Here is a 24,209-nt window from a genome sequence, read left to right as displayed (position 1 = left end):
CGTGAATCTCCATCGAGATCATGATGGGGTCGTGCCAGATGGAGTTGACCGCGTGCCCGGTGACCGGGATGGGCAGCAACCCGAACAGCGCGACGATCACCCGGAGCTCGGCCGGAACCCTCTCGCCGAACCGCACCGCCATCAGCCCGATGCCCGCCGCCGCCAGCGCGCACGCCGCGCTGAACAGCAGCCCCTGACCGGTGCCGACACTTCCGACATAGTCGGCGATCATCCCGAATGTCGGCACGACGCCGGGGTTGAGCTCGGCAGTCTGGAACACGATCGTGAGCAGCGCGCAGATCGCCCACGCCCAGGCCGCCATCACGGCCAGGGGCCGGACGCGGACCATCACCGGCTCGGTGTACTCGGGCCGGTCGAACCCGAGCAGCTTGGCCACCAGGCTGAGTCCCACCACGGCGACGGCGGACACGTCGAGCAGCGCTCGGACGACGGGCAGCCCGACCGACACCAGCGTGCCCGGCATGGGGATGCCGGGCACGGTCTCCTGCTCGGCGAACGAACTGGCGGCCACGGCGGCCACGATGGCGCACACGGCGAACGCGCCGGCCACGAGCCGCCCGCCTACACGCCGCTCGAGGAGCGGGGGAGCGGGGGGAACGGTGACGGTCACGCCTTCGTCTCCTCGGCCGCGGAGCCGTTGGTGGTGCCGTTGGTGGTGCCGGGCGCGGCGGTCGTGGCGGTCACCTGGGCCGGTTTGGCGCGGCGGAGGGCCAAGGCGGTGCCCGTGGCGAGGATCAGCAGCGCTCCCACGATCCACACGACGGCCATGCCGGCCCCGCCATTGGCCGCGGCCTCGGCGGCGTTGGGATTGGCCGCGGCCTCGGCGGCGTTGGGATTGGCCGCGGCCTCGGGGTCGGTCGCTTGTGCGGTCGCTTGTGCGGTGGCGCGGGCGTCGGTTCCCTGGGCGGGAGCGTTGTCGCCGCCCGTCTTCGGGTCGGCGACCCCGGTGGCGTCGGCGGCCAGCTTGAAGCCGATCTTTCCGGTGACCGGGTGCCCGTCGGCCGACAGGATGCGGTAGCCCACGACGTACGAGCCGCCCGCCGCCAGCGGCTTGACCTTGACCGACACCTTCTCCGCGGCGATCTCGGCGGTTCCGTCGGCCCAGGCCGACCCGTCGGCGCCCGTCACTTCCACCTGCGCGTATCCCTGGCGTACCGGCTGGTCGAACACCAGGGTCACGCGCGCGGGTGAGGCCGTCAGCGTGGCTCCGTCCTTGGGGTCGCTGCCGATCAGCACGTTGTGCGCCTCGGCGGGGGAGAGAGCGATCCCTGCCGCCGCGAAGGCGAGCAGCAGGACCGTGAGTAGCCGCCTCACAGGGGATACCTTCCATCGTCGCGTCTCGAACCTGTATATGGTCCCATCCATGACGGACCTGTTCGGCGGCGCGGCTCCTTACTACGCCAAGTACCGGGCCGGTCACGGCGACCCGGCGATCGAGCACCTGGCGATGACGTTCGGCGACGACGGCACGGTGCTGGATCTCGGCTGCGGTCCCGGCACGGTGGCGATCCCGCTCGCGCGGCGCGTGCGCGACGTCCTGGCCGTCGATCCCGACGCGGAGATGCTCGCGGAGGGCCGGCGGCTGGCGGCGCGGGCGGGCAACATCCGCTGGCTGAGCGGCGATTCCACGCGGTTGGGAGAGTTGCCCGCGTTCGACCATGTCGTCATGGGCAGGTCGTTCCACTGGATGGACCGCCGGGCGGTGCTGCTGGAGCTGGACGAGCTGCTGCCCGCGCACGGTGTCGTGGCGCTGGTCGGCCCGTCGCGGGCAGGCGAGGAGCTGCCCTGGGAGCCGGCCATGAGGCGGGTTCGCGACGCGTTCGGCGTCAACACCTTCACGGCCACCAGCTCCTACCAGGCCACGGGGGAGCACCACGACGACGTGCTCGCCGCCTCGCCGTTCAGCGAGCTCGACGCCACCTTGTACGAGTATCGCCAGGTCTACGACGTGGAGGCGGTGATCGGCCTGCAGTTGTCCTACTCCTACACCGCTCCGGCGAGGCTGGGCGAGCGGGTGGGGGCCTTCACCGAGGCGGCCAGGCGCGCCCTGCTCGCGCACAATCCTCTGGGCACGTGGGAGCAGGTGACGGTGACCGAGGTCTTGATCGCCAGGCGGCCGCGTGGTTAGGCGCGCTCCGGTTCGGCCCAGATGCCCATGAGCCGCCAGATCCGCCGCGTCAGCGGGTTGATCAGGCCGATCTCGGCGCACAGGTCCCGCGTCTTGCCGATGGAGTCGCGGATCTCCTGCTTGGCGGCGGGGTTGCGCACGTAGACCTCCGACACGACGCTGACGGGGATCTTGAAGTGCCTGATGAGCGCGCCGGGGGGCGCCAACATGATGCGGGCCATGAGGCCGAGGACGACGGGGGAGGCGATGCCGAGCAGGAGCCGCCGGTACGCCGGCATCCGCGGCACCCGGTTGCGCAGGAAGTGCCGGGCGAAGGAGATGTGCCTGGCCTCCTCCGCGATGTGGATCCGCATGATCGTCTCTTCCAGCGGGTGGTGTGGCCGGTCGTCCTTGAGCACCTTGCGCTGCACGTGGTCGATCGGGTCCTCGCCGCCCAGCACGAACACGAAGAACAGCTCGGTCGAGATGAGCGGGATTAAGGGCGCTGTCTGCGCGATCGCCGACAGCGGGCGGGGCATGCCGCGGATAGGGAGCTTCGTGCGGTTCACGAACTCCTGGAACATCATCCCGTGATGTCCCTCTTCGATGGTCTCGTGGTAGACGTACCGGAACTCAGGCGCACCGTTCGGCAGCCGGTAGGCGTAGTTGAGCAGCCCGCGCTTGAGCAGGTTCTCGAACTGCAGGCCGATCTTCATGGCGGTGGCCACCCGCCACAGCCCGATCGCGGCCCGGGTCTCCGGGGGCCGGCTGCGGTACCAGGGATGGCCGCCCAGTTTGTCGACCCCCGGCAGCTCCCAGCGCGGGTCGGCCGGGTCGACGAGGAACTCGGGGTCGTCCCACGGGATGTCCCGGTACGGCTCCCAGTGTTTGTCGACCGACGCCTTCGAGAGGCGTTCGATGACCGTTTCGTACGCCTTCCTGCTCGCGACCTGCTCGTCGTGTTCCCTGGCGGCGGTAGAGCTCGGTGCCTGTGTCATCGCGTGCACTCCTCTCCTCGCCCGGTATTGTACGGAGCATCCAATAAGCCGGAAAGGTGAGGCTCGCAGGTTTCGTCACAGCTTCTCCGGAGCGACTCCGATCTCGTTGGCGGCGGCCGTGCGGATGAGCGCGCCGGCCCGGCGCCGCGACAGGGCTCTGGGGTGGACGTGCATCTGCACGGCGAGCCCGTCGACCAGCGCCAGGATCCGCCACGTCGCTCCCTCGGGGTCGGCGCACGTGAACTCGCCGGCCGCGACGCCGGCCTCGATGATCTGGCGAAGGAGGAGGCGGCCCTGGGCGTCGATGCGCCGCGAGATGTCCTCCAGCTCCGAGCTGCGCATCGCCTCGGACCACGCGTCGATCCACAACCTCCACCCCTCGGTGGGGACCGCGGGGGAGCAGAGCCGCAGGAGGGTGCGCAGCCGTTCGAGCGGCGTGCCCGCGGAGCCCTCGATGTCGCTCAGCGCGTCGAGGTGCAGGCGGGCCGCGTAGGTGAAGGCCTGCGCGAACAGCTGGTCCTTGGTTTCGAAGTGGTAGAAGAGCAGCGCCTGGCTGACGCCCGCGGCCCTGGCGATGTCGATGGTCCTGGTATGCCCGAACCCCTGCTCGGCGATCACCTCGCAGGCCGTCTTCAGGAGATCCTCACGCCGTAATCGGCTGAAACCTGATGTCACAGCGGGTAACTCTGATTTCTGTTCACAAGGCTTATGTGGGACAAGAGGGACGCCGTACGTTCGGCAATCTCGTAGTGATCATGGTACTGGCGGCTCTCCGGACGTTCTCGGCAGGGGGTCGAAAAGCATTACTACCCACCTTTACTCGGTCCTTACCGGAATCCGTAGGACGAATCGGGCACCGGCGTCGGAGTCCTCGATCCTGAGCGTGCCTCCATGCGTACGCGCGATCTCCCGGGCAATGGGCAGGCCGAGCCCGGTCCCGCCGGCGTCACGGCTGCGCGAGGCGTCCAGCCTGGTGAAGCGACTGAAGACCATCTCGCGGTGCTCGGGCGCGATGCCCGCCCCGTCGTCGAGCACCTCCAGCACGGCCTCGCCGTTGCGCCGCACGATCACGGCGATCGTACGTTCCGCGTGCCGCTCGGCGTTGTCCAGCAGGTTGCTCAGCAGGCGGGCCAGCCTCAGCCGGTCGCCCGTCACGACCACGCCCGGCTGCACCGAGACGCGAACCTCCTTCGTGCACGGCCTGGCGACCTCTGCGGTGACGAGTTCGCCCAGGTCGACGGGGCCGAGCCGGGCGGGGGCGCCCGCGTCCAGCTTGGCCAGCGTCAGCAGGTCGGTGACGATGTTCTGCAGCCGGTCGAGGCTGCCGAGCAGCTTGCCGCCGACCTTCTGCCAGTCGGTCTCTCCGGGGGTGAGCAGAGCCTCCTCGACCTCGGTGCGCATGGCCGTGATCGGGCTGCGCAGGTCGTGGGAGGCGTCGGAGGAGAACCTGCGCTGCTGCTCCATCGCCTCCTCCAACTGCGCGAGCGTACGGTTCGCGGTCTCCGCCAGCGCCCTGATCTCGTCGGCGTTCTCCGGCACGGGCACGCGCATCCCTCCGCCGCCGGCGGTGATCTCGGCCAGCCTGCCGGTGATGCGGTTGACGGGCGCGAGCGTCTTGGCGACCACGTGCGAGACGCCGTACCACGTCAGTACGACCAGCGCCGCGGAGGCGAGGACGAGGAAGGCGATCACGCCGGGGGCGGCGTACCAGGGCGGCCGGGGGCGGAAGGCGTAGACGAGCCAGTCGCCGTCCTGCTGGTACACGCGGAAGATCGACGTGATGTGGCAGCCGTCGGACAGGCCCGGGAGGTCGCAGGCGTGGGCGACGTGGTCGGTGGCGCCGGGGGGAGGCGCCGCGGTGGTCAGCCGAGGGCTGCCCGCCAGGTCGGACGTGGCGGTGACCACCTGCCCGCGCGGGTCGACGACCTGGACGCCCCATACGTCGAGGGAGTCGAGGAGCGGCAGCTCGGACTCCTTGACGAGGTGGGCCACCGTGAGGGTCGTGCCGACCGCGTCCTGGGTGTGGATGTCGACGGTCGTGGTGTAGATCATCCACAGCAGCGCCGAACTGGTCGTCAGGCAGAGCAGGGCCATGGCGATGCTGGCGAACAGTGCCAGCCGCGCGCGAATGGAACGCCCCAGCCGTGCGATCACACCCATCCCCCCGGTAGTCAGGTGATCACAGCATGCAGCTCGTACTCCAATTTACGGAGATTCCGACTTTAATTCGAGTTTCGGACGTCCAGAGCATTGCTCTGTACTGGCTCCGGGCGCGCTGGCTAGAGTAAGTGAACACTGATGCCAAGGAGTCGATGTGAACCTCGCTGACTACCGGCATGCCGCCAGGGCGTGGCTGCGGGACAACGCCCCTTCGGACGACTCTCAGGAAACGGACCCGATAACGCGGGCCAAGGACTTCATGGCCAGGCTCTACGACGCCGGCTACTCCGGCATCACCTGGCCGGAGCGGTGGGGCGGCCAGGGGCTGACCCAGGCGGAGGAACGCGCGTTCGCCGAGGAGGCACGCGGCTACGCCCTCCCCACCTACATCTTCGCGATCGGCCTCGGCATGACCGGCCCGACCCTGGTCGACCGGGGCACCGACGCCCAGCGCGAACGCTTCGTCCGGCCCCTGCTGCGCGGCGAGGAGATCTGGTGCCAGCTCTTCTCCGAGCCGGGCGCCGGCAGCGACGTCGCCAGCCTGCAGACCAGGGCGGTGCGCGACGAGGCCCGCGGCGACCAGTGGATCGTCGACGGGCAGAAGGTCTGGACCTCGGTCGCCCACCACGCCGACTGGGGCCTGCTGCTGGCCCGCACCGACGTCGACGTGCCCAAGCACAAGGGCCTGACGATGTTCGTCGTCGACATGCACCACCCCGGCGTGACGGTCAGGCCGCTGAAGGACATGTCGGGCAGGGCCAACTTCAACGAGGTCTTCTTCGACGACGTGACGATCCCCGACGAGCACCGTGTCGGGGAGGTCAACGACGGCTGGAGCGTGGCCGTCACGACGCTGCTGCACGAGCGGCTGTCCATCTCGGCGGGCGTCGGCATGGGCGGGCAGCGCGACCACCCCGCCTCGGTCGAGGCGCTGCGCCAGGCCGTCGACACCGGCGACCCGCTGGTCCGCGACCAGCTCGTGGAGCTGCACATCCGCACCCGCGCGCTGGCGCTGTTCAACCAGCGGCTGGCCCAGGAGACCAGGGCAGGCATCTTCCCCGGCGCGCGGGGCAGCGCGGCCAAACTGCTGCTCGCCGAGCTGACGATGTTCCAGGCCGACCTCGCCACGCAACTCGTCGGCCCCGAGGCGGCGCTGGCCGGCCATCCGCTGGCACAGGCGATCTCGATGGCCCCCGGCATGGCGCTGGGCGGCGGCACGAACGAGATCATGCGCAACATCGTCGGCGACCGCGTGCTCGGCCTGCCGCCCGAGCCCCGCGTGGACAAGACCGTGCCGTTCAAGGATCTGAAGGTGGGGACCCAGGCGTGAAGCTCGTACTCAGCGAGGAGCAGCAGGAACTGCGCGGGGCCGTACGCGCCTTCCTGCGCGCCGCCTCCCCGCTCCCCAAGGTCCGCGAGGGCTTCGACCCTCAGGTGTACGCCCGGCTCAACGGCGAGCTGGGCCTGTCCGGGCTGATCGTCCCCGAGGAGTACGCCGGCGCGGGCGCGGACATGACCGAGCTGACCGTCGTACTGGAGGAAACGGGCGCCGCCCTGCTGCCGGGGCCCTTCCTGACCACGGCCTTCGCCACCGTCGCCCTGACCCGGGTGCGCGACAAGGAACTGCTGACCGGCATCGCCGAAGGCCGCGTCCTGGCAGCGCTCGGCGGCCCGCTCACCGGCCCGCTCACCGGCCCGCTCACCGGCCCGGGCGGCGCGGCGGGCCTCACCTGCGACGGATCGGCGGTGCGCGGCACGCTGGCGCAGGTGCTCAGCGGCATGGAGGCCGGCGTGCTGGTGGCCCCCGCGCGAAGCGGCGACGGCGCGGTCCTCGTCGCCGTCGACCTGACCGGGCCGGGCGTGAGCAGGACAGCGCTGGAGACCCTCGACCCCACGCGCGGCCAGGCCCGTGTGGAACTGAACGGAGCGCCGGCGCGGGTGCTCGGGCCGCGCCCCGACATCGGCGACCTCCTGTGCGTGGCGCTGGCAGCCGAGCAGCTGGGTGTGATGCGGGCCGCGCTCGACGCCATCGTCGCCTACGCCAAGGTCCGCGTCGCCTTCGGCCGTTACATCGGCTCCTACCAGGGGGTCAAGCACAAGCTCGCCGACATGCACGCCAAGCTCGAACAGGCCGAGTCCATCGTGCGATACGCCGCGTGGTCCGCCGACGAGTCGCCGGACGACCTGCCGGAGGCCGCCGCCCTGGCCCAGGCGTACGTCGGCCGCGCCTGCTTCGAGGTGGCCCGCGACCACCTGCTGCTGCACGGCGGCATCGGCTACACCTGGGAGCACGACGCCCACCTGTTCTACAAGCGGGCCAAGGCGGACGAAGTGCTGATGGGCCCCCCGCGCGTCCACCGTGCCCGCCTCGCCACCCTGCTGGAGTTGTGATGGACGTCAGCGCGCTGCCCGGCTTCTACGCCATCGCCGCCGCCGAACCCGGCCGCCCGGCGCTGATCGACGCCGACGGCACCCGCACCTCGTACGGCGAGCTGCTCGCCCTGGTCAACCAGGTCTCCCACGGGCTGCGGGCGCGCGGCCTCCGCACCGGCGACGTGGTCGCGGGCGTGCTGCCCAACGGCATCGACCAGGTCACCATGGTCATGGCCACGTGGCAGATCGGGCTCTACTACGTGCCGATCAACTGGCATCTGACGGCGTCCGAGGTGGCGTACATCCTGGATGACTGCGACGCCAAGGTGGTCGTCACCGATCCCGGCCACGCGGTGCCCGGCGGGGAGATCGGCACGGCCGGGCTGGCCGAAGGGCAGCCCACCGGCGCGCCCGCGGAGCGGACCGCCGGGGCGCTGATGTGGTACACGTCCGGCACCACCGGCGTCCCCAAGGGCGTGCAGCGGCCGCTGCCCGGCGCCGCGCCCGAGGACGTCGTACCGCTCCTCGTGTGGTTCCTCGGCGAGGTCGTCGACCTCGCCCCAGGTGAGGAGACCCATCTGGTCACCTCGCCGATGTACCACTCCGCGCCGTGCGCGCACACGCAGTTCGCGCTGCACCTCGGGCACACCGTGGTGATCGCGCCCAAGTTCGACCCCGAGGCCATCCTGCAGCTCATCGAGCGGCACCGCGTCTCCAACGCGATGATGGTGCCCACCATGTTCCACCGCATGCTGCGCCTGCCCGAGGAGATCAGGCGCCGTTACGACGTGTCGAGCCTGCGCCAGGTCGTGCACACCGCCGCCGCCTGCCCCGTCACGGTCAAGCAGCAGATCATGGACTGGTGGGGGCCGGTGCTCTACGAGTACTACGGTTCCACCGAGTCGACGATCGCGTTCTCCGTCAAACCGCACGACTGGCTGGCCAGGCCCGGAACCGTGGGGAGGCCCGCGCCCATGTTCGAAGCCAAGATCTTCGACGACAAGGGCGTGGAGCTGCCGCCGGGCGAGCCGGGCCTGGTCCACGTCAAGTCCGCCATGGGCTCGTTCGAGTACCGCAAGGACCCGGCGAAGACGGCCGCCAGCATGCTGGGCGACTGGTACGCGCCCGGTGACATCGGGTTCATGGACGACGACGGCTACCTGTTCCTGTGCGACCGGCGTACCGACCTGATCGTCTCCGGCGGGGTGAACATCTACCCGGCCGAGATCGAGGCCGCGCTGCTCGACCATCCGGCGGTGGCCGACGTGGCCGTCATCGGGGTGCCCGACGAGGAGTGGGGCCACACCGTGGTGGCCCTCGTCCAGCCGGGCGACGGGGTCACACCGGGCTCCGCGCTCACCGCCGAGCTGCTGGCGCACTGCGGGCCTCGCATCGCCAGGTTCAAGCATCCGCGGGTGGTCGAATACCGCTCCGAGCTGCCGCGCACCCCCACGGGCAAACTGTCGCGGTCGAAGGTGCGCGAGTCCTATCTCGCCGCGGCCGGGAACACCAGCTCCTCCGAGTAACGCCCGTCGCCCAGGTAGAAGGTCGCCGACATCGTCCGGTCCGCGGTGTCGAAGACCGTGCTCCACAGGGTGCGGAACGGCACGGTGGGATCCTCGGCCTGCCGGACGGCCCGCAGGCTGTCGCGCAGGTCCCGCGGTGACAGGGTGGCGCCCTTGCTGCGCTCGTACAACGTGCGCAGCCGCCCGTACGTGCCGAAGCTGGCCTCGGTGTCGGAGGGCAGGTTCATCGGGTCCGGGTTACGGTGCAGGAGGTGGTTGGTGACGCAGAGCGGCCCGTCGCCGAACTCGACGATGTGCTCGCTGCCGTCCCTGCCGCGCTCCCACACGAACGCCTGCCCGTGCGCGTCGGCCACCAGGTAGTGCAGGGGCGTGCCGTGGTCGTACTGCTTGGCCAGCAGCAGCGCCTGCTTGGCCTGGTCGGCGTTCTCGCACGTGTCGAGCAGGAATCTGGGCAGGTGCAGGCTGCTCAGCCCGACCTGCGGCGTGACGTGCTCGGGCGGCTCGGCGGTCTCGAAGTCGGCGATCAGCAGCACGACCGCGAGCCCGGCCGCGTTGATGCCGTCCATGCAGCCGTCGAGGGCCGACATGGTGATGACGGTCGAGGACAACCCTTCGTCGGGGACCGTGGTGATCACGTACGGGCGAGAGGCCATGGGCAGCTCGCCGGGCGCCGGCGGCGAGCCCGTGATCTCGCTGGCGGTGGTGCGGAAGAAGTCGTAGTTGCGGCCGACCCGGCCGTGGCCGTCGGCGGACCCCTGGGGCGGCACCCACAGGGCCGAGCAGCCGGAACCCGCGGGCACGACGTCGAGGCCGTCGACGGCCAGCTCGTCCTGGTCGGGGTCGAGTCCGAGGGCCGCCGCCGCGCCGTCCATGCGGGCGTTGTGCTGCGGCCAGTGCCGCTCGAACCAGATCCTGCGGGCCCGGTTGACCTCGGGCCCGGCCGGCACGGGAGACCAGCCGAGCCTGCGGGCCTCCTCGGTCAGTGCTCTGCCGATCTCGAACTGGCTGCCCGTGAGGGTGAGGTGGCGGACGAGCTGGAAGTCGCGGGGGCCGCCGGCGACCTGCGTCAGATTCTTCATGACGGCAGCCTCGCCGTACCCGCTGACCGTGGCCTTACCGCCCGCTGACGGCCCGCCGGCAGCGTTCGGACAGCCGCAGCACGTGTTCGCTGCTCGGCGGGGCGTGGCGCCGACCCGGCGGCGCAGCCGGGACGGCAGCACCTGCTCCAGCTTGGCCAGGGCACGCACCGAGCTCTCCTCGATGCCCTCCACGCCGCCGCCCGCCGCCCTGCCGAGTCCCACCGCGACCGCCACGGCCTCCTCGTCGTCGAGCAGCAGCCGCGGCAGCGCGGCCCCGGCGCCCAGCCGGTAGCCGCCCGCCAGGATCGCTTCCGCGAGAGTTCTCACTAGCCGCCGAACAGCGTCTGCGCCTGCTGGATGACGACCAGCACGGTAAGCGTCCCGAAGAAGGCGACCGACCAGATCAGCGCCCCCAGCCGGTAGGAGCGCACCTTGATGGCGTCGGGCAGCGACCGCCGGTTGAGCACGATCAGCAGGATCGAGTACACGAACATCATCACGGCGGCGAAGCAGGCCGAGAACACCAGCAGGAGGAGCGGCTGGTCGAAGCCCAGCAGCAGGATGCCGATGCCGATCAGCGCGATCGCCCAGACGGTGACGAAATAGATCTTGTTTTCGGACGCGGACGACTTGCCCAGGTAGACGGTCTTGATCGTGTCAGCCGCCAGCCGCGAGGTGTAGTCGACGATGCCCATGGCCGCCGCGAACAGGGCCAGCGCCCCGATCACCCAGAACAGCACACCGAACCAGGTGCCCACGGTCTCCTGCAGCACCTGACCCTCGACGCGCAGGAACTCGATGCTGTTCTCCAGGTTGGGCCGGCCGAACACGGTGGAGTAGGCCAGCATCGACATGAGCGCGATCGTCACGAACGTCACCAGGCCGAACGTCCACGCCTGCTCCAGGTTGGCGAAGCGCCACCACGCCCGCCACCGCGCGAGGTTCTCCTTGGTGGGCGCGAACTGGAAGCCCGTCGACGGGGCCGCCTCCTCCTGCCCGGTGACCGGGCTGACCAGGCGGGGCACGTACAGGCCCATGCCGAAGCCCTTGTCGCGGATCCAGTTGCTCTGGCACAGGTTCTGGCCGCCGCCCGCGCCGGCGTAGGCGATGGCGCCCATCAGGACGGCGAAGTCCAGCGGCGGCACCGGGAACCGCGCGCCGACGGTCAGTCCCTTGCCCAGCTGCACCCAGCTGTCGGCGGTGATCGCGACGACGATCGCGACCGCGATCAGGATCGCTACCAAGGCGACCTTGGCGAAGATCACCCGTTCGAGCGCGATGTAGATCACCGGAGCCAGCGTCAGCCCGAAGGCGATCAGGAGCAACAACCCGATGGCGACCCAGCGCACGGCGTCCTCGCCCGCTCCGGTCAGGTAGGTCACCATGGTCGCGGACGTGGTCACCCAGCCCGGCCAGAGGTTGGAGGCGAGCGTCATCAGCACGAAGACCAGGCCCCAGTGTTTCCACATCCGGCTGAACCCGGTCAGCGCGGTCTCGCCGGTGGCCAGGGTGTAGCGCTCGATCTCCATGTTCAGGAACCACTGCGTGATGATCCCGATCGCCGCTCCCCAGATGAAGACGAGCCCGACCTGGGAGGCGATGTACGGCCAGAGGATGAACTCGCCCGACGCCAGCCCCACTCCCGCGCCGACCAGGCCCGGGCCGATGAATCGCCAGGTCGATCGAGGGGGCTCGGGCAGGTCGCGGACGGTGACAGGGGGTAGGACTCGCGCAGGAACGGTGGGGGTGAACTCCGCCATGCGGATCTCCTTTTCGGCGTACTTACCCGCCACATTACAGAGCGGCGAAACCCCCGTGGAATAGCTAATGCTTTGTCACCACGTACTCTCCATGATTGGTCAATGTGACGACATGCCCGCCGGCCTCCAGCAGCCCTCCGAGCACCTCGCGCATGGCTTCCCGCCAGGCCCGCGCCGCCGCCGGGTCCTCCCGCCGCAACCGCTCGACGTCGGGTGGGGTGCCCACCAGAACGACGTCTGCCTCGGACTTTCCGGCGACGGGCCGGCCGTCCTCGCCTGCCTCCAGCACCACGGGGCAGGTCGCGACGCCGGGTGCGGGGGAGGCGCCGGCGGCCTCGCGTACGGACCAGACGGCCAGTATGCGGTCGGAGGCGTCCCCTTCGTTGATGGCGTCGGCCATTTCGCCATAAAAATCGGGCAAATACTGTTCGATCCGCGCGCCCAGCTTCACCAGGTTGAAACGCGCATTTCGCCGTACGAGCGGATCGAACGTCCAGGTGATGGTGTCAAGGCCTTTTTTCCTGCACCATTCCCGCTGGTGGGTCTTGAGCGCGTACCCGATGCCCCGGCCCGTCACGGCGGCGCCGGTCACGTGCGAGTGCAGCGACCGCCCGCCTCCGCGGAACCCCACGGAGGCGCCGACCAGCCGGTCCCCGTCGAACGCCCCGGCCACGTAGTTGCCCGTGTGCGCGAAGCCGATCATCAGCTCCACGGTCGCGGGCACGTTGCGCGGCTCCGGGTGCCAGATGCCGTCGAAGAGCTCGTATACCTGCTCGAACTCCGCGATCTCGCGCAGCTCCCTGATCTCCATGCCGGTCCTCGCCGTCGCCTCGCCGTGTTCGTCACCTCCCTATTCAGCCACGACGCCCCGGCTCCGCGGCGAACCGGGGCCTGTGCGGCTCAGCGGACCGCTTCGATGAGCGCACGCAACAGTGCGGCACGCCGGGGCATCTCGGCGACGACGACGTGCTCGTGGTCGGCGTGCGCCCCGCCGCCCACCGCGCCGAGCCCGTCGAGCGTGGGACAACCCACGCCCGCCGTGAAGTTGCCGTCGGAGGCGCCGCCCACCGACGCCGAGATCAGCGGGCCCACACCGAGGTCCGCCGCCAGCTTCTGGGCCAGCGCGTAGAGCGAGGCCGACATCGTGCCTTCGAGCGGCGGCCGGTTGGGACCGCCGAGGATCTCCAGGCGGGTACCGGGTACGACCGGCCGGAGCGCGCGGACGGCGGCGTCGACCCGCTTCTGCTCGGCGACCTCGGACACCCGCACGTCCACCCCGACGGACGCCTCGGCCGGGACGGTGTTGAGCGACGTGCCGCCCGACAACACCGTCGGCGTGACCGTGGTCGCACCCGCGCCCAGGCCGGCGACGGCGAGAATCTGGTGGGCCAGCTCGATGCCTGCGTTCGCCCCCTTCTCGGGCTCCAGCCCGGCGTGTGCCGCCCTGCCGTGCACGTGGACGGTGTAGAGCGAGGTGCCCTTGCGCGCTGTCTTCAGTGCCCCGCCGTCCGCGGCGGCCTCCATGACGAAGGTGGCGGCCAGGCCGCGCGCGGTGTCCTCGATCAGCCGGGACGAGGTCAGCGAACCGACCTCCTCGTCACCGGTGACCAGCAGCGTGATGCCGTCGAGCGAGCCGACCCCCGCGAGGGCGTGGAACGTCTGCACCAGCCCCGCCTTCATGTCGAACACCCCCGGCCCGCGCGCCACGCCGTCCACCACCGACCAGGGGTGGGTGGCGAGCGAGCCGATCGGCCAGACGGTGTCGTGGTGGCCGAGCAGCAGCACCTTGGGGGTGCCGAACGTCCAGCGCAGGTGCGTGACGCCGTCGATCACCACGAACTCCGGCTCGGCGCCGAGATGACGGGTCCCCATCGCGGCCACGACCTCCGCACTGCGGGCGACCGCGGCGAGGTCGCTGGAGAACGACTCGCACAGGACGAGTTCCTCGAGGTCCTCGATCATGCCAGCAGCTCCCCGAGGAAACGGTGCACGTTGCCGCCGATGATCTTCATGACGTCCTTCTCCGGCAGGCCGCGGGCGAGCAGGCCCTCGGTGACCATGGGCAACCCGGACGGCCCCGCAAGGCCGGGGATCGCGGACTTCGGGTCGACGCCGCGGTGGTCGAGGCCCTCGCAGCACGGCCGCGTCAGGTCGGACATCACCTCGTGGATGAAGTCGGGGCCGAGACCGACGTGGTCGACGCCGGCCACCCCCGCGATGTGCTCGATGTGGTCGAGCAGGCGGTCGAGCGTCATGTCCTCGGTACGTTCGGCCAGGAAGGGCGCGAAGAAGTTGACGCAGATCACGCCGCCGGTGGCGGCGACGCCGCGGAGCTGGTCGTCGGTGAGGTTGCGGTGGTGGTCGCGCAGGGCGCGGGCCGAGGAGTGGGTGGCCAGCAGGGGTCTCGTGGCCAGCTCCAGCACGTGCGCGACGCCGGAGGCCCCCAGGTGGGAGACGTCGAAGACCATGCCGAGCCGTTCCATCTCCCGCAAGGCGGCGACGCCGTGGGAGGTCAGCCCGCTGCCGGTGGCGTCCTCACCACTGCCGTCGGCCAGCGGCGTGCGGCCGAAGTGTGCGATCGAGGCCACCCGCACGCCCAGGCGGTGCACGGTCGAGATCAGCTCGACGTCGGCGTCGAGGCCGGGCATGCTCTCCAGCGCGAGCACGAGGGCGATCCTGCCGTCGTCGAGCGCCCGGTCGATCTCGGCAGCGTCACGGCAGAGCCGTACATGCTCCGGGTTGCCCTCGGCCAGCACGTGCGCGCACTCGATCATCCGCAGCGTCTGGCGCAGCGCGCCCTCAGGACGGTGGTCGTCCTCGATGAACACCGGCAGGATCTGCAGGTTGACGCCGCCCTCGACCAGTTGCGGCAGCCACCGCTCGCGGAAGAAGGCCGCCCACCGCCCGGGCGGACGGGCCGTGACGGCCATGAGCAGATCGTTGTGAGTGTCGGCCACGACAGCACGCTGGTGCAGGGGAGACGTCATGTTCCGGACGTTATCGTGCGAGCTGGGCCGCTCCAATGTGCCAGTGCCCGAACGGCGGGCTCATCGTTCGTGCGTCACCATCAGATGGCGGAGCGCAGCACCGCCGGTCGGGTACGGGCACGCCCGGCCGGGCCAGTTGTTCGTGACGCCGGCCCGAGGTTGGTGTTGGGGCCGTACAGGAGGAACATGTTGCTCCTCCAGGGTGAGTCCGCCGCGCCCGACGATCTCCATCGGGGCGAGGAACTCGGCGCTCATGAAGCCGGTGGCATAGACGATGGTGTCGGCCTCGCGTAAACCCGCGGTGGTCTCGACGCCCTTCGGCGTGACACGGACGATCCTGCCGGTCACGACGTCGACGTTCGGCCTGTTCAGCGCCGGATAGAAGGAGCTGTCGGTGATCACCGGTTTGCAGCCGGGCGGATAGGCGGGCGTCAGCCTGGCCCGCAGCGCGGGGTCGGGCACCTGGTCGCGCAGGTGCCGCAGCGCGCGCTTCCTGAGCAGGTCGGCGCTCCAGCCCTGGGCGAGCGCCGGGTAGAGGGTGGTCTCGGCGTAGCGGTAGATCCACTCCCGGTAGGCCCGCTGCAGGCCCGGCACCAGGCGGAGGGCCAGCCGGACCGGCCGGCCGAACGTGGCGTCCGGCTTGGGGATCACCCAGTTGGGCGTGCGCTGGAAGACGTCGAGGTGCTCGGCCTGCTCGGCGACGCGCGGGATGAGCTGGGCGGCCGACGAGCCGTTCCCGATGACGGCGACCCGCCTTGGATCGCCGTGCACAGTCCGCCGAAGCCCGCTCCTATGATCGCGACGCTGGGTGCCATGCCGTCCTCCGCAGGTCAGGATCCACTTACATTACGCCGGGCCCGCGTCCCCGCAACAGGCCCTTGTCACGCGCACCCGGCACGTGCGCCGCCACCCTGCGGGTCACCGGTAGTCTGCCCAGGTGGCTGCTGTGACGTTGACGAACGTGATCGAGGTGCTCGAGGCGGCCTACCCGCCCGCCCGAGCCGAATCGTGGGATGCGGTGGGGCTGGTCAGCGGCGATCCGGCCCAGCCTGTGCGGCGGGTGCTGCTCGCCGTCGATCCCGTCGCCGCCGTGGCCGAGGAGGCCCTGGAGTGGCAGGCCGACCTGATCGTCACCCACCACCCGCTCTACCTGCGCGGCACCACCAGCGTGGCCACCACCACGCCGAAGGGCCGCCTGATCCACACCCTCATCAAGAACGACGTCGCCCTCTACACCGCCCACACCAACGCCGACGTCGCCAACCCCGGCGTGTCCGACGCGCTGGCCAGGGCCGTGGGGCTCACCGGCGACCTGGTGCCGCTCCAGCCGTTCCCCGACGACCCGTGGCGCGGGCTGGGCCGCATCGGCGAGACGGCGGAGGAGACGACGCTGGAGGAGTTCGCGGCGCGGGCGGCCAAGGGGCTGCCGCGCACGTCGTGGGGGATCCGGGTGGCCGGCGACCCGTCGCGCCGCGTCACGCGCGTGGCGGTCAGCGGGGGAGCGGGCGACTCGCTCCTCGGCGCGGCCAGGGCCGCGGGCGTGGACGTGTTCCTGACCGCCGATCTGCGCCACCATCCGGCGAGCGAGTTCATGGAGGCGGGCGGCCCCGCGCTCATCGACGCCGCGCACTGGGCCACCGAGTGGCCCTGGCTCGACAGTGCGGCGTCCATCCTGTACGCGAGTGGCGTTACCGTTGAAACGCGTGTCTCCGCCACGGTCACCGATGCTTGGACAAGAGGATATTGATCATGAAAGCAGCCCCTGAGGCCCAGAAGCGACTGCTCGACCTGGCTGAGCTCGACTCCGTGATCGACCGGCTGGCACACCGCCGCCGCACCCTGCCCGAGCTCGCCGAGATCGACGAGCGTTCCAAGTCGTACGCCCGGCTCGCGACCCAGGTGATCGAGGCCGAGACGGACGCGAGCGACCTGACCCGCGAGCAGACCAAGGCCGAGTCCGACGTCGACGCCGTGCGCACGCGGGCCGAACGCGACCAGAAGCGCCTCGACTCCGGCGCCGTCTCCTCCCCGCGCGACCTGGCCGGCCTCCAATCCGAGATCGCCTCACTGCAGAAACGCCAGGGCGATCTGGAGGAGATCGTGCTGGAGATCATGGAGCGCAAGGAGGCCGCCGACACCAAGGTCACCGACCTGGTGCGGCAGCGCGACCAGGTCGCCGCCGAGCTCTCCGCCGCCGAGGGCCGCCGCGACGCCGCGTTCACCGAGATCGACAAGGAGGCGGCCGAGGCCAAGGCCCGCCGCGCCGCCCTCGCCGGCGAGCTCCCCGCCGACCTGCTGGCCCTCTACGAGAAGCTGAGAACACAGTACGGCGTGGGCGCCGCCATGCTGCGCGGCGGCCGGTGCCAGGGATGCAAGGTGGCCCTGTCCATCGCCGAGATGAACAACATCAAGGCCGCTCCGCACGACGAGGTGCTCCGCTGCGACGAGTGCCGCCGCATCCTCGTCCGCACACCAGAGTCGGGCCTGTGACGTCCTACATCGTCGAGGCCGACGGCGGCTCGCGCGGCAACCCCGGGCCCGCGGGCTACGGCGCGGTCGTCAAGGACGCCTCCGACGGCCAGGTGCTGGCGGAGGCGGCCGAGGCGATCGGCGTCACCACCAACAACGTCGCCGAATACCGCGGGTTGATCGCGGGGCTCACGGCGGTGCTCGACCTGGCCGGCGACGGGGCCTCGGTGGCCGTACGCATGGACTCGAAGCTGGTCGTCGAGCAGATGGCCGGCCGCTGGAAGATCAAGAACGAAGGGCTGCGCCCGCTGGCCCTGGAGGCGGGGTCGCTGGCGCGGCGGCTGCGGGTGACGGAGTGGACCTGGATCCCCCGCGAACGCAACAAGCACGCCGACCGCCTGGCCAACGAGGCCATGGACGCCGCCGCCCCAGGCCTGACCTGGAAGGCGGGCGGCACCTCCGCCCCGGACACAGACGTACCGCCTCCTGGGACGTGGGACGACGGCGGCGCACCGCGCACGGGCGAGTCGTCCGCGGGAACCCGCGAGGCGGGCGGCACGCCGCCGGTTGCCGGAAGGGCGGCCGCCGGGACGCGGGCGGCGGACACGAGGGACCGGGGCGCGGCGCCGTCGGTGGCGGGGCAGACGGACCTCCTGGACGGAGGCGACATTTCCGAAATGTCAGCCCCGACCGCCTCCATCGCCACCGCCCAGCGGCTCGGCAAGAACGCCGGCTGGGTCGCGCCCACCAAGGTGGCGACCTCGCTGCTCCTCCTCAGGCACGGCGAGACCGAGTTGTCCCTGGAGCGCAGGTTCTCGGGCCGCGGCGACGCCGAGCTCACCCCCCACGGCCTGGCCCAGGCGTCGGCGGCGGCCGATCGGCTGTCGCGCGATCCGTACCGGCTGGACGTGATCATCACCTCACCGCTCAAGCGCGCCAGGCAGACCGCCGAGGTGGTCGCCCAGCGCACCGGCCGCGCGGTCGAGGTGGAAGAAGACCTCAGGGAAGCCGACTTCGGCGAGTGGGAGGGGCACACGTTCACCGAGGTGCAGCGCCGATGGCCGGCCGAACTGGCCGCCTGGCTCGCCGACCCCGGGGTCGCCCCGCCCGGCGGCGAGAGCTTCGCCACCGCCGCCCGCCGCGTGCAGGCGGCCGGCGAACGCCTGATCGAACGGTACGAAGGCAAGACCGTGCTGGCGGTCTCGCACGTGACCCCCATCAAGATGCTCCTGCGAGTCGCCCTCATGGCTCCGCTGGAAGCCCTCTACCGGATGCATCTCGACGTGGCCTGCCTGTCGCTCATCGACTACTACGCGGACGGGCCGGCCGTGGTGAAGTCGTTCAACGACATATCACACCTGCGCTGAGCGGGCGCCGTGCCGGCTGTCGCCAGAACACCCGGCACGGCGCGTCACCGCCGCTCGGACGGCGACCAGCCTCATTCCACCGGATCGATCTTGCCGCCAGGGCTGGGAACGCCGGAACTTTGATAACCTCGTTCGGACGAGCCGGCCGGGCGGCCGCGTCGGGCCAGCAGGCCCGCCGAGGAAGGTCCGGGCTCCACAGGGCAGGGTGGTCGGTAACGCCGACCCGGGGTGACCCGCGGGAAAGTGCCACAGAAAGCAGACCGCCTCCCCGTCGAACGGGAGGTAAGGGTGAAAGGGTGGTGTAAGAGACCACCAGCGCCCACGGCGACGTGGGCGGCTCGGTAAACCCCACCCGGAGCAAGGTCAAGAAGGGCGCTCTCCGGAGCGTCCGCGCGCGACGTCCGAGGGCTGCCCGCCCGAGCCGCGCGGGTAGACCGCTTGAGGCCGCCGGCAACGGCGGTCCTAGATGGATGGCCGTCCCTTCGTACGAAGGACAGAACCCGGCCTACAGGCCGGCTCGTCACTCTCAGCGCCCGATCGCCGAGCCACGTTCACCGATGAGCGGCCAGCACCGCCGCGAGGCCCTCTCGCAGGTCCCTGACGAAATACTGGGGAACCTCCAGCGACGGGAAATGCCCTCCGGCTTCGGGCGACCTCCATCGGACGATCTGCCGGTACCGCTCCTGCGCCCAGGGGCGCGGACTCTTCTCGATGTCGCGCGGATACATGGTGATCGCTGACGGGACGTCGACCCGGAGTTCGGGATCGAGCGAGTTGTGGCTCTCGTAGTAGATGCGCGCCGACGATGCGCCGGTCCGCGTCAGCCAATACAGGGTGACGTTGTCGAGAACACGGTCTCTGGACATCGTCTCGAACGGGTTGTCTTCGGTGTCTGACCACTCGGCGAACTTGTCGAGGATCCAGGCGAGGAGCCCGACCGGAGAGTCGACGAGCGAGTAGCCGATGGTCTGCGGCCGGGTCGCCTGCTGCTTCGCGTACGCCGCGCGGTGGCGCCAGAAATCGCGGGTCTCCTCGGTCCACCTGCGCTCGACCGCCGTCAGCCCGTCCGTTGTCAACCCGGGCGGCGCCTCCGCGAACGTCGTGTGGATGCCGAGAACGTGCGCCGGGAACCTGCCCCCGAGAACCGTGGTGACATTCCCTCCCCAGTCGCCGCCCTGGGCCACGAACTCGCTGTAGCCGAGCCTTCCCATCAGTTCCACCCATGCGGCCGCGATCTTTTCGGTCCCCCACCCGGTGGTGGCCGGCTTGTCGCTGTAACCGAAGCCCGGCAGCGATGGAGCCACGACGTGGAACGCCGGCGCGTCCGCGTCTTTCGGGTCTGCCAGCTCGTCCACTACATCGACGAACTCGGCGATGCTGCCCGGCCAGCCGTGCGTCATGAGCAGAGGAGCGGCGTCCGCGCGCGGGGATCGGCGGTGCAGGAAGTGGATTCCCAGGCCGTCGATGGTCGTGCGGAACTGGCCGATACGGTCCAGGCGCTCCTCGAACGACCGCCAGTCGTACTCGGTGCGCCAGTAGTTCACGACATCGACGAGGTCGGCGAGTGGAACGCCCTGGTCCCATCGGCGAGGGCCGGGCGCGGCGCCATGGACCGTCTCGGCCTCCGGTAGCCGCGCCGCGGCCAGTCGCGCACGCAGATCGTCGAGATCGGCGTCGGTTGCGTGGGCTTGGAATGCTTGCACGTCACTGGTCGGGCGGGGCATGAGACCTCCTGGCCATCGCGGAACCGGCAGCGAATGCGAACCGGCTAAGACGGTTCTAACATGCGCTCAAGCTGGCGTGCAACCTGCTAAGGTGGTTCCATGCGCGCCGGGTTTCCTGAGTTCCGCCTGGGTAATGTGCTGGCGACCAGCTTCACGGGGACTCTGTCGGAGCGTCATGGCAACGCTGTGGAGCGCATTCCCGCGCCGCACCGGCTCATCGACTGGCTGGCGGTGAACGGCCTGGCCGTGGACTCCTGCACCACCGCCCAGCTCGACCTCGCCCGGGAACTGAGGGAGTCGATCCACGCCGCCGCGACAGCGGCCGCGATCCAGGAACCTCTCCCTGCGTCCGCCGTCGCCGTCATCAATGACCGCAGCTCTCAGGGCCGGGCCGCCGCCATCCTGACGCCCGAGGGCAAGCGGCGATGGCGGCTCAGCCCGGCTTCCTGCGTGGAAGATGCCCTCAGCGTGATCGCCGCCGATGCGATCAGCATCATCGCGGGCGAACGAGACGGGAAACTGGCTTTGTGCGCATCACCCACGTGCCGAGCCGCCTTCTTCGACACCAGCCAGAGCCGCACCCGCAAATGGTGTGACATGAACACGTGCGGCAATCGCCAGAAAAAAGCGCGCTTCAATGCCAACCGGCGCAAAACCCCCATAGCAGCGGAGTGACCGTCACCTCGGTGACCTGCGAGCGGCAGACAACGTCATCACGTTGTCGAGGGTTTCAACCCCGGCCAGGGTGATCACCATGTTCCGGCCGCCCGTTCCCCGCGCTGCCGTCCTGGCTGTCGCGCGACGCGCCCGGACACGCGTGAGGGGCGGAGACCCCGGCCTCCGCCCCTCCGGCCCCTGGGAGTCAGGACCGGCGCCGCGAAGCGCGCCGTGGGCCCCTGGAGAGCCTCGCGGGCACCGCGACCCTAACCCCGGCTCACCGCGCCGGTCTGTGCAGCATTACGCGTTGAGGCCTGCGACGTGGGCCGCAGCGGCGGCACCATGTGCACCCGTGCCGAGCCGATGTCGAAGAAGAGCCCCACGAGCTCCAGCTTCCCGGCCCGCACCTGCTCGTCGACCTTCCGGTACGTGCGCAGGTTTTCCAGCTGCTGCTGCACGTTGACCCGGCACAACACGTCCAGTGCCCCGCCGTGCAGCCGGTCTCCCTCCCTTTCGATGAACGTGGCCAGGCTGTGGTTGCCGTGCCGCAGCCATCTGCGCAGCCCGGGCAGGCTGCCCGCCTGTACGCCGCCGCTCAGCAGGCCCGCCATCGCCCCGCAGCCCGAGTGCCCGCACACCGTGATGGTGTGCACCCCCAGCACCTGCGTGGCGTACTCGATCGCCGCCACCATCGAGTCGTCGTGGGGCTCGGAGCCCCTGCGCGGCACCAGGTTGCCGATGTTGCGCACGGTGAACAGGTCGCCGGGGCCGCTCGCCGTGATCAGTGAGGGCACGATCCTCGAATCGGCGCACGTGATGAACAGGTGCGACGGCTGCTGCCTGCGGGCCAGCTCGGTGAAGATGGGCCGCACCAGCGGCGCCGTACGCTGGTGGTATTCGCGTGCGCCCACCGTGAGCCTGCACTCCACCGGTTCGGAGGAGTCGCCGGGCGGGATGGAGGGCAGGCTGGGCCGGCTCCGGTGCGCCCACGGCAGCCACCAGCGGTCGGGCGCCTTCGGCGGCGACTTGGCGGGGAACATCCGCGCGCCGCTGGCCGCCAGCGCGTACCACTCGTCGTGCAACTCGTCGATGTGGACCGAGCCGCCCATACGCTCGTGGTCGAGCCGCCAGGTGTGAATGGCCTCGAAGGCGCCGTTGTCCATGAAGTCGATGTTCAGGTCGAGTCCGACGTCCGTGCCCGCGGGGATGGCCCGCAGCTCGTGCGTCAGCCTGGGCACGCCGAGGAAGGTCAGCGAGCCCGAGATGGTCACGTGCAGCCGGCCCGCGCTGTCCTCGCGCTTGAGCACCGTTACCCACGTCAGCCGGCGCAGCGCGAGCAGCGCGGCCAGCGCGAGCCCCGCCAGCACTCCTTCGGCCAGGCCGAGCAGGATCACCGCGGCCATGGTCACGAGGTAGACCGGCACCTCGCCGTGGCCGTGCACCTTCTTGATGTGACCGAGGTTCACCATCTGCACGCCGATGAACACCAGCAGCGCCGCCAGCGCCTCCAGCGGGATCAGCTTGATCGACCAGCCGAACCCGAGCGCGAAGACCAGCACCCACACCCCGTGCAGGATCGTCGAGCAGCGCGTACGCGCCCCCGCCCGCACGTTGGTGGTGCTGCGCACGATCACCCCGGCCACCGGCAGGCCGCCCAGCGCGCCCGTGACCATGTTGGCCACCCCCTGGCCGGTCAGCTCCTGGTCGAGGTCGGCGCGCTTGCCGCCGTGCATCTTGTCGGCCGCCACGGAGCACAGCAGCGACTCGCAGCCGGCCAGCAGCGCCACCAGCAGGACGGCCGCCACGACCAGGTGCCAGTCGCCCTGCGGCAGCACGGGGAACGCCCACTCGCCGACGCTCTCGGACAGGTCCACGCGGGTGACGTCCCAGCCGAAGGCCCAGGCGGTGCATGCCGCCGCGAGCAGCGCGGCCAGCGGCGCTGGGACGGACTTGACCGGGCCCGGCAGGCGTGTCCACAACGCCAGCACCATGATGGTGAGCAGGCCGACCGCCACCTTGTGCCCGTGCAGGTCGGCGATCTGGCCGGGCAGCTCGATGAGGTTGGCGATGGCCGAGCTCTGTGACGTGCCGCCCAGCACCACGTGGAGCTGGGCCAGCGCGATGATCACTCCGACCGCCGCCAGCATGCCGTGGATGACGGCCGGTGACACCGCCAGCGCGGCCCTGGCCGCCTTGAAGATACCGAGCACGAGTTGTACGGCCCCCGCCAGCAGGGTGATCATGCAGGTGGCCCGCCACCCGTACGTGTGCACGAGGTCGACGACCACCAGGGACAGGCCGGCGGCGGGCCCGCTCACCTGGACGGACGAGCCGCCCAGCGTGCCTCCGACGATGCCGCCGACCACGGCGGCGATCAGCCCGGAGATCAGGGGAGCCCCTGAGGCCATCGCGATGCCCAGCGAGAGGGGCACCGCGACGAGAAAGACCACGAGCGACGCCGGCACATCGTGCCGGAGCGTGCTCAGTCGGATACGGGGCGTGTCGCGGGTCATGGCGGAGATCCTATTGCTCCGTCGACCCCGCTTTAGGTGTACCTCACATGGGTTTTACCCATTAATGAGGGCCTTCGGTCACCGGTAGTAGTCGTGCGGGTAGTCCTGCTCCGGGCTCTTCCTGCGGTGGCTGCCGCGGCCGTTGCCCGAGGCCGCCTGGGGCCGCCCGTGCGCGTCGCCGCCGAACGCCTGCCACGTGGTGTCGGAGGCGGCGACGCCGCCCACCGGCGGCTCGGGCCACGCTCCGCCGGCCGGCGCCGTGGTGATGTCGCCCGTCTCGTAGGCGAACGAGGACGGCTGCGGCGCCGGGGCGGGCGTCGGCGTCGGGGCCGCCAGCACGTCGTCGTAGGCCGGGACCGTCCTGCCGGGCGCGGTCGGGGTGCCGGTGGCGGGGGAAGGACTGGTGAGGGGGTCGGAGTCGTCGGCCACCGCCCAGCCCGCGCTCACTTCGTAGGAGCTGGGATAGGA

At 70.7% G+C, this 24,209-nt stretch carries 20 protein-coding genes, 1 other RNA gene and 3 pseudogenes; 9 read left to right on the top strand and 15 right to left on the bottom strand.

All coding sequences use genetic code 11. The annotated features are described in order from the left end of the window. Together E1267_RS30060 and E1267_RS30055 are read right to left on the bottom strand one after the other, a co-directional pair. A pseudogene (locus tag E1267_RS30060) lies at nucleotides 1–631 on the bottom strand (copper resistance D family protein); the annotation flags it as partial. Continuing rightward, nucleotides 628–1,335, bottom strand: a complete 708-nt coding sequence (locus E1267_RS30055) for a copper resistance CopC family protein (protein ID WP_132337355.1) — start codon at nucleotides 1,333–1,335, stop codon at nucleotides 628–630. The gene E1267_RS30055 and the pseudogene E1267_RS30060, both read right to left, overlap by 4 nt. A gap of 49 nt (nucleotides 1,336–1,384) precedes the next feature. Between E1267_RS30055 and E1267_RS30050 the strand changes: the two genes are divergently transcribed. Beyond that, nucleotides 1,385–2,149 (top strand): class I SAM-dependent methyltransferase, encoded by a 765-nt coding sequence (locus E1267_RS30050; RefSeq protein WP_181957858.1) that lies wholly within the window; start codon nucleotides 1,385–1,387, stop codon nucleotides 2,147–2,149. Here E1267_RS30050 and E1267_RS30045 read toward each other — a convergent pair. The 3 genes from E1267_RS30045 to E1267_RS30035 form a co-directional block, all read right to left on the bottom strand. Next, the gene (locus E1267_RS30045; protein ID WP_132337351.1) at nucleotides 2,146–3,126 is read right to left on the bottom strand and encodes an AurF N-oxygenase family protein; all 981 of its coding nucleotides are present in this window, start codon (nucleotides 3,124–3,126) and stop codon (nucleotides 2,146–2,148) included. The two genes, E1267_RS30050 and E1267_RS30045, sit on opposite strands and share 4 nt — an antisense overlap. Before the next feature lie 75 nt (nucleotides 3,127–3,201). Next, on the bottom strand, nucleotides 3,202–3,801 hold the full coding sequence (locus E1267_RS30040) for a TetR/AcrR family transcriptional regulator (protein WP_132337349.1): 600 nt from the start codon (nucleotides 3,799–3,801) through the stop codon (nucleotides 3,202–3,204). A 141-nt stretch (nucleotides 3,802–3,942) separates the two neighbouring features. Next, on the bottom strand, nucleotides 3,943–5,280 hold the full coding sequence (locus E1267_RS30035; RefSeq protein WP_246064348.1) for a sensor histidine kinase: 1,338 nt from the start codon (nucleotides 5,278–5,280) through the stop codon (nucleotides 3,943–3,945). A gap of 160 nt (nucleotides 5,281–5,440) precedes the next feature. Here E1267_RS30035 and E1267_RS30030 point away from each other — a divergent pair, with 160 nt between their 5' ends. From E1267_RS30030 to E1267_RS30020, 3 genes are read left to right on the top strand one after another with little or no spacing between them, the layout of a single operon-like run. Further along, nucleotides 5,441–6,616, top strand: a complete 1,176-nt coding sequence (locus E1267_RS30030; RefSeq protein ID WP_132337345.1) for an acyl-CoA dehydrogenase family protein — start codon at nucleotides 5,441–5,443, stop codon at nucleotides 6,614–6,616. Next, on the top strand, nucleotides 6,613–7,677 hold the full coding sequence (locus E1267_RS30025) for an acyl-CoA dehydrogenase family protein (protein WP_132337343.1): 1,065 nt from the start codon (nucleotides 6,613–6,615) through the stop codon (nucleotides 7,675–7,677). Before E1267_RS30030 ends, E1267_RS30025 begins: the two co-directional genes overlap by 4 nt. Beyond that, nucleotides 7,677–9,185 (top strand): AMP-binding protein, encoded by a 1,509-nt coding sequence (locus E1267_RS30020; RefSeq protein WP_132337341.1) that lies wholly within the window; start codon nucleotides 7,677–7,679, stop codon nucleotides 9,183–9,185. The genes E1267_RS30025 and E1267_RS30020 overlap by 1 nt, the downstream gene beginning before the upstream one ends. Here E1267_RS30020 and E1267_RS46680 read toward each other — a convergent pair. From E1267_RS46680 to E1267_RS29985, 7 genes and pseudogenes are all read right to left on the bottom strand, one after another. Beyond that, on the bottom strand, nucleotides 9,146–10,264 hold the full coding sequence (locus E1267_RS46680) for a C45 family autoproteolytic acyltransferase/hydrolase (RefSeq protein WP_281283722.1): 1,119 nt from the start codon (nucleotides 10,262–10,264) through the stop codon (nucleotides 9,146–9,148). The two genes, E1267_RS30020 and E1267_RS46680, sit on opposite strands and share 40 nt — an antisense overlap. Nucleotides 10,265–10,369: 105 nt before the next feature. Beyond that, nucleotides 10,370–10,564 (bottom strand): annotated as a pseudogene (locus tag E1267_RS46675) (DNA-binding transcriptional regulator); the annotation flags it as partial. Nucleotides 10,565–10,590: 26 nt separating this feature from the next. Continuing rightward, nucleotides 10,591–12,024, bottom strand: a complete 1,434-nt coding sequence (locus tag E1267_RS30005; RefSeq protein ID WP_132337339.1) for an Nramp family divalent metal transporter — start codon at nucleotides 12,022–12,024, stop codon at nucleotides 10,591–10,593. A gap of 64 nt (nucleotides 12,025–12,088) precedes the next feature. After that, the gene (locus tag E1267_RS30000; RefSeq protein WP_132337337.1) at nucleotides 12,089–12,835 is read right to left on the bottom strand and encodes a GNAT family N-acetyltransferase; all 747 of its coding nucleotides are present in this window, start codon (nucleotides 12,833–12,835) and stop codon (nucleotides 12,089–12,091) included. A gap of 89 nt (nucleotides 12,836–12,924) precedes the next feature. Next, a complete protein-coding gene (locus tag E1267_RS29995; RefSeq protein WP_132337335.1) occupies nucleotides 12,925–13,986 on the bottom strand; it encodes a M20 family metallopeptidase in 1,062 nt (353 codons plus the stop codon). After that, entirely contained in the window at nucleotides 13,983–15,011 is a 1,029-nt protein-coding gene (locus E1267_RS29990; RefSeq protein ID WP_132337333.1) for a dipeptidase, read from the bottom strand. The genes E1267_RS29995 and E1267_RS29990 overlap by 4 nt, the downstream gene beginning before the upstream one ends. A 60-nt stretch (nucleotides 15,012–15,071) precedes the next feature. Next, nucleotides 15,072–15,782 carry a flavin-containing monooxygenase gene (locus E1267_RS29985; protein WP_246064347.1) on the bottom strand — a complete coding sequence of 237 codons (711 nt, stop codon included), beginning with the start codon at nucleotides 15,780–15,782 and terminating at the stop codon, nucleotides 15,072–15,074. A 175-nt stretch (nucleotides 15,783–15,957) separates the two neighbouring features. Between E1267_RS29985 and E1267_RS29980 the strand changes: the two genes are divergently transcribed. The 4 genes from E1267_RS29980 (at nucleotide 15,958) to rnpB (ending at nucleotide 19,371) form a co-directional block, all read left to right on the top strand. Beyond that, a complete protein-coding gene (locus E1267_RS29980; protein ID WP_132337331.1) occupies nucleotides 15,958–16,758 on the top strand; it encodes a Nif3-like dinuclear metal center hexameric protein in 801 nt (266 codons plus the stop codon). A 2-nt stretch (nucleotides 16,759–16,760) separates the two neighbouring features. After that, a complete protein-coding gene (locus E1267_RS29975) occupies nucleotides 16,761–17,501 on the top strand; it encodes a zinc ribbon domain-containing protein (RefSeq protein WP_132337329.1) in 741 nt (246 codons plus the stop codon). After that, on the top strand, nucleotides 17,498–18,847 hold the full coding sequence (locus E1267_RS29970) for a bifunctional RNase H/acid phosphatase (protein ID WP_132337327.1): 1,350 nt from the start codon (nucleotides 17,498–17,500) through the stop codon (nucleotides 18,845–18,847). The genes E1267_RS29975 and E1267_RS29970 overlap by 4 nt, the downstream gene beginning before the upstream one ends. A 137-nt stretch (nucleotides 18,848–18,984) precedes the next feature. Beyond that, nucleotides 18,985–19,371, top strand: an RNA gene (rnpB, locus tag E1267_RS29965) — RNase P RNA component class A. A gap of 27 nt (nucleotides 19,372–19,398) precedes the next feature. Here rnpB and E1267_RS29960 read toward each other — a convergent pair. Next, nucleotides 19,399–20,571: an epoxide hydrolase family protein gene (locus tag E1267_RS29960; RefSeq protein WP_132337325.1), complete on the bottom strand. Its 1,173-nt coding sequence runs from the start codon at nucleotides 20,569–20,571 to the stop codon at nucleotides 19,399–19,401. Between the two features lie 99 nt (nucleotides 20,572–20,670). Here E1267_RS29960 and E1267_RS29955 point away from each other — a divergent pair, with 99 nt between their 5' ends. Further along, a complete protein-coding gene (locus E1267_RS29955; RefSeq protein ID WP_132337323.1) occupies nucleotides 20,671–21,246 on the top strand; it encodes a CGNR zinc finger domain-containing protein in 576 nt (191 codons plus the stop codon). A 248-nt stretch (nucleotides 21,247–21,494) separates the two neighbouring features. Here the strand turns inward: E1267_RS29955 and E1267_RS29950 are convergent, their stop codons facing one another. Continuing rightward, nucleotides 21,495–23,741 (bottom strand): SulP family inorganic anion transporter, encoded by a 2,247-nt coding sequence (locus E1267_RS29950; RefSeq protein WP_132337321.1) that lies wholly within the window; start codon nucleotides 23,739–23,741, stop codon nucleotides 21,495–21,497. Between the two features lie 78 nt (nucleotides 23,742–23,819). Further along, nucleotides 23,820–24,209, bottom strand: a pseudogene (locus E1267_RS44720) (hypothetical protein); the annotation flags it as partial.

Origin of the sequence: Nonomuraea longispora (genome assembly GCF_004348345.1) — a bacterium.
In the GTDB taxonomy this organism is placed as follows: Bacteria; Actinomycetota; Actinomycetes; order Streptosporangiales; family Streptosporangiaceae; genus Nonomuraea; species Nonomuraea longispora.
Note: the sequence above shows the minus strand (reverse complement) of the source record. Positions and strands in the feature narration are given on the sequence as shown.

Coding starts and splice junctions, on each gene's coding strand:
- E1267_RS29960 (WP_132337325.1), bottom strand. CDS start 20,571: ATGCCCCGCCCGACCAGTGACGTGCAAGCATTCCAAGCCCACGCAACC.
- E1267_RS29950 (WP_132337321.1), bottom strand. CDS start 23,741: ATGACCCGCGACACGCCCCGTATCCGACTGAGCACGCTCCGGCACGAT.
- E1267_RS30050 (WP_181957858.1), top strand. CDS start 1,385: ATGACGGACCTGTTCGGCGGCGCGGCTCCTTACTACGCCAAGTACCGG.
- E1267_RS29995 (WP_132337335.1), bottom strand. CDS start 13,986: ATGATCGAGGACCTCGAGGAACTCGTCCTGTGCGAGTCGTTCTCCAGC.
- E1267_RS30020 (WP_132337341.1), top strand. CDS start 7,677: ATGGACGTCAGCGCGCTGCCCGGCTTCTACGCCATCGCCGCCGCCGAA.
- E1267_RS30005 (WP_132337339.1), bottom strand. CDS start 12,024: ATGGCGGAGTTCACCCCCACCGTTCCTGCGCGAGTCCTACCCCCTGTC.
- E1267_RS29990 (WP_132337333.1), bottom strand. CDS start 15,011: ATGACGTCTCCCCTGCACCAGCGTGCTGTCGTGGCCGACACTCACAAC.
- E1267_RS30000 (WP_132337337.1), bottom strand. CDS start 12,835: ATGGAGATCAGGGAGCTGCGCGAGATCGCGGAGTTCGAGCAGGTATAC.
- E1267_RS46680 (WP_281283722.1), bottom strand. CDS start 10,264: ATGAAGAATCTGACGCAGGTCGCCGGCGGCCCCCGCGACTTCCAGCTC.
- E1267_RS30045 (WP_132337351.1), bottom strand. CDS start 3,126: ATGACACAGGCACCGAGCTCTACCGCCGCCAGGGAACACGACGAGCAG.
- E1267_RS29975 (WP_132337329.1), top strand. CDS start 16,761: ATGAAAGCAGCCCCTGAGGCCCAGAAGCGACTGCTCGACCTGGCTGAG.
- E1267_RS29955 (WP_132337323.1), top strand. CDS start 20,671: ATGCGCGCCGGGTTTCCTGAGTTCCGCCTGGGTAATGTGCTGGCGACC.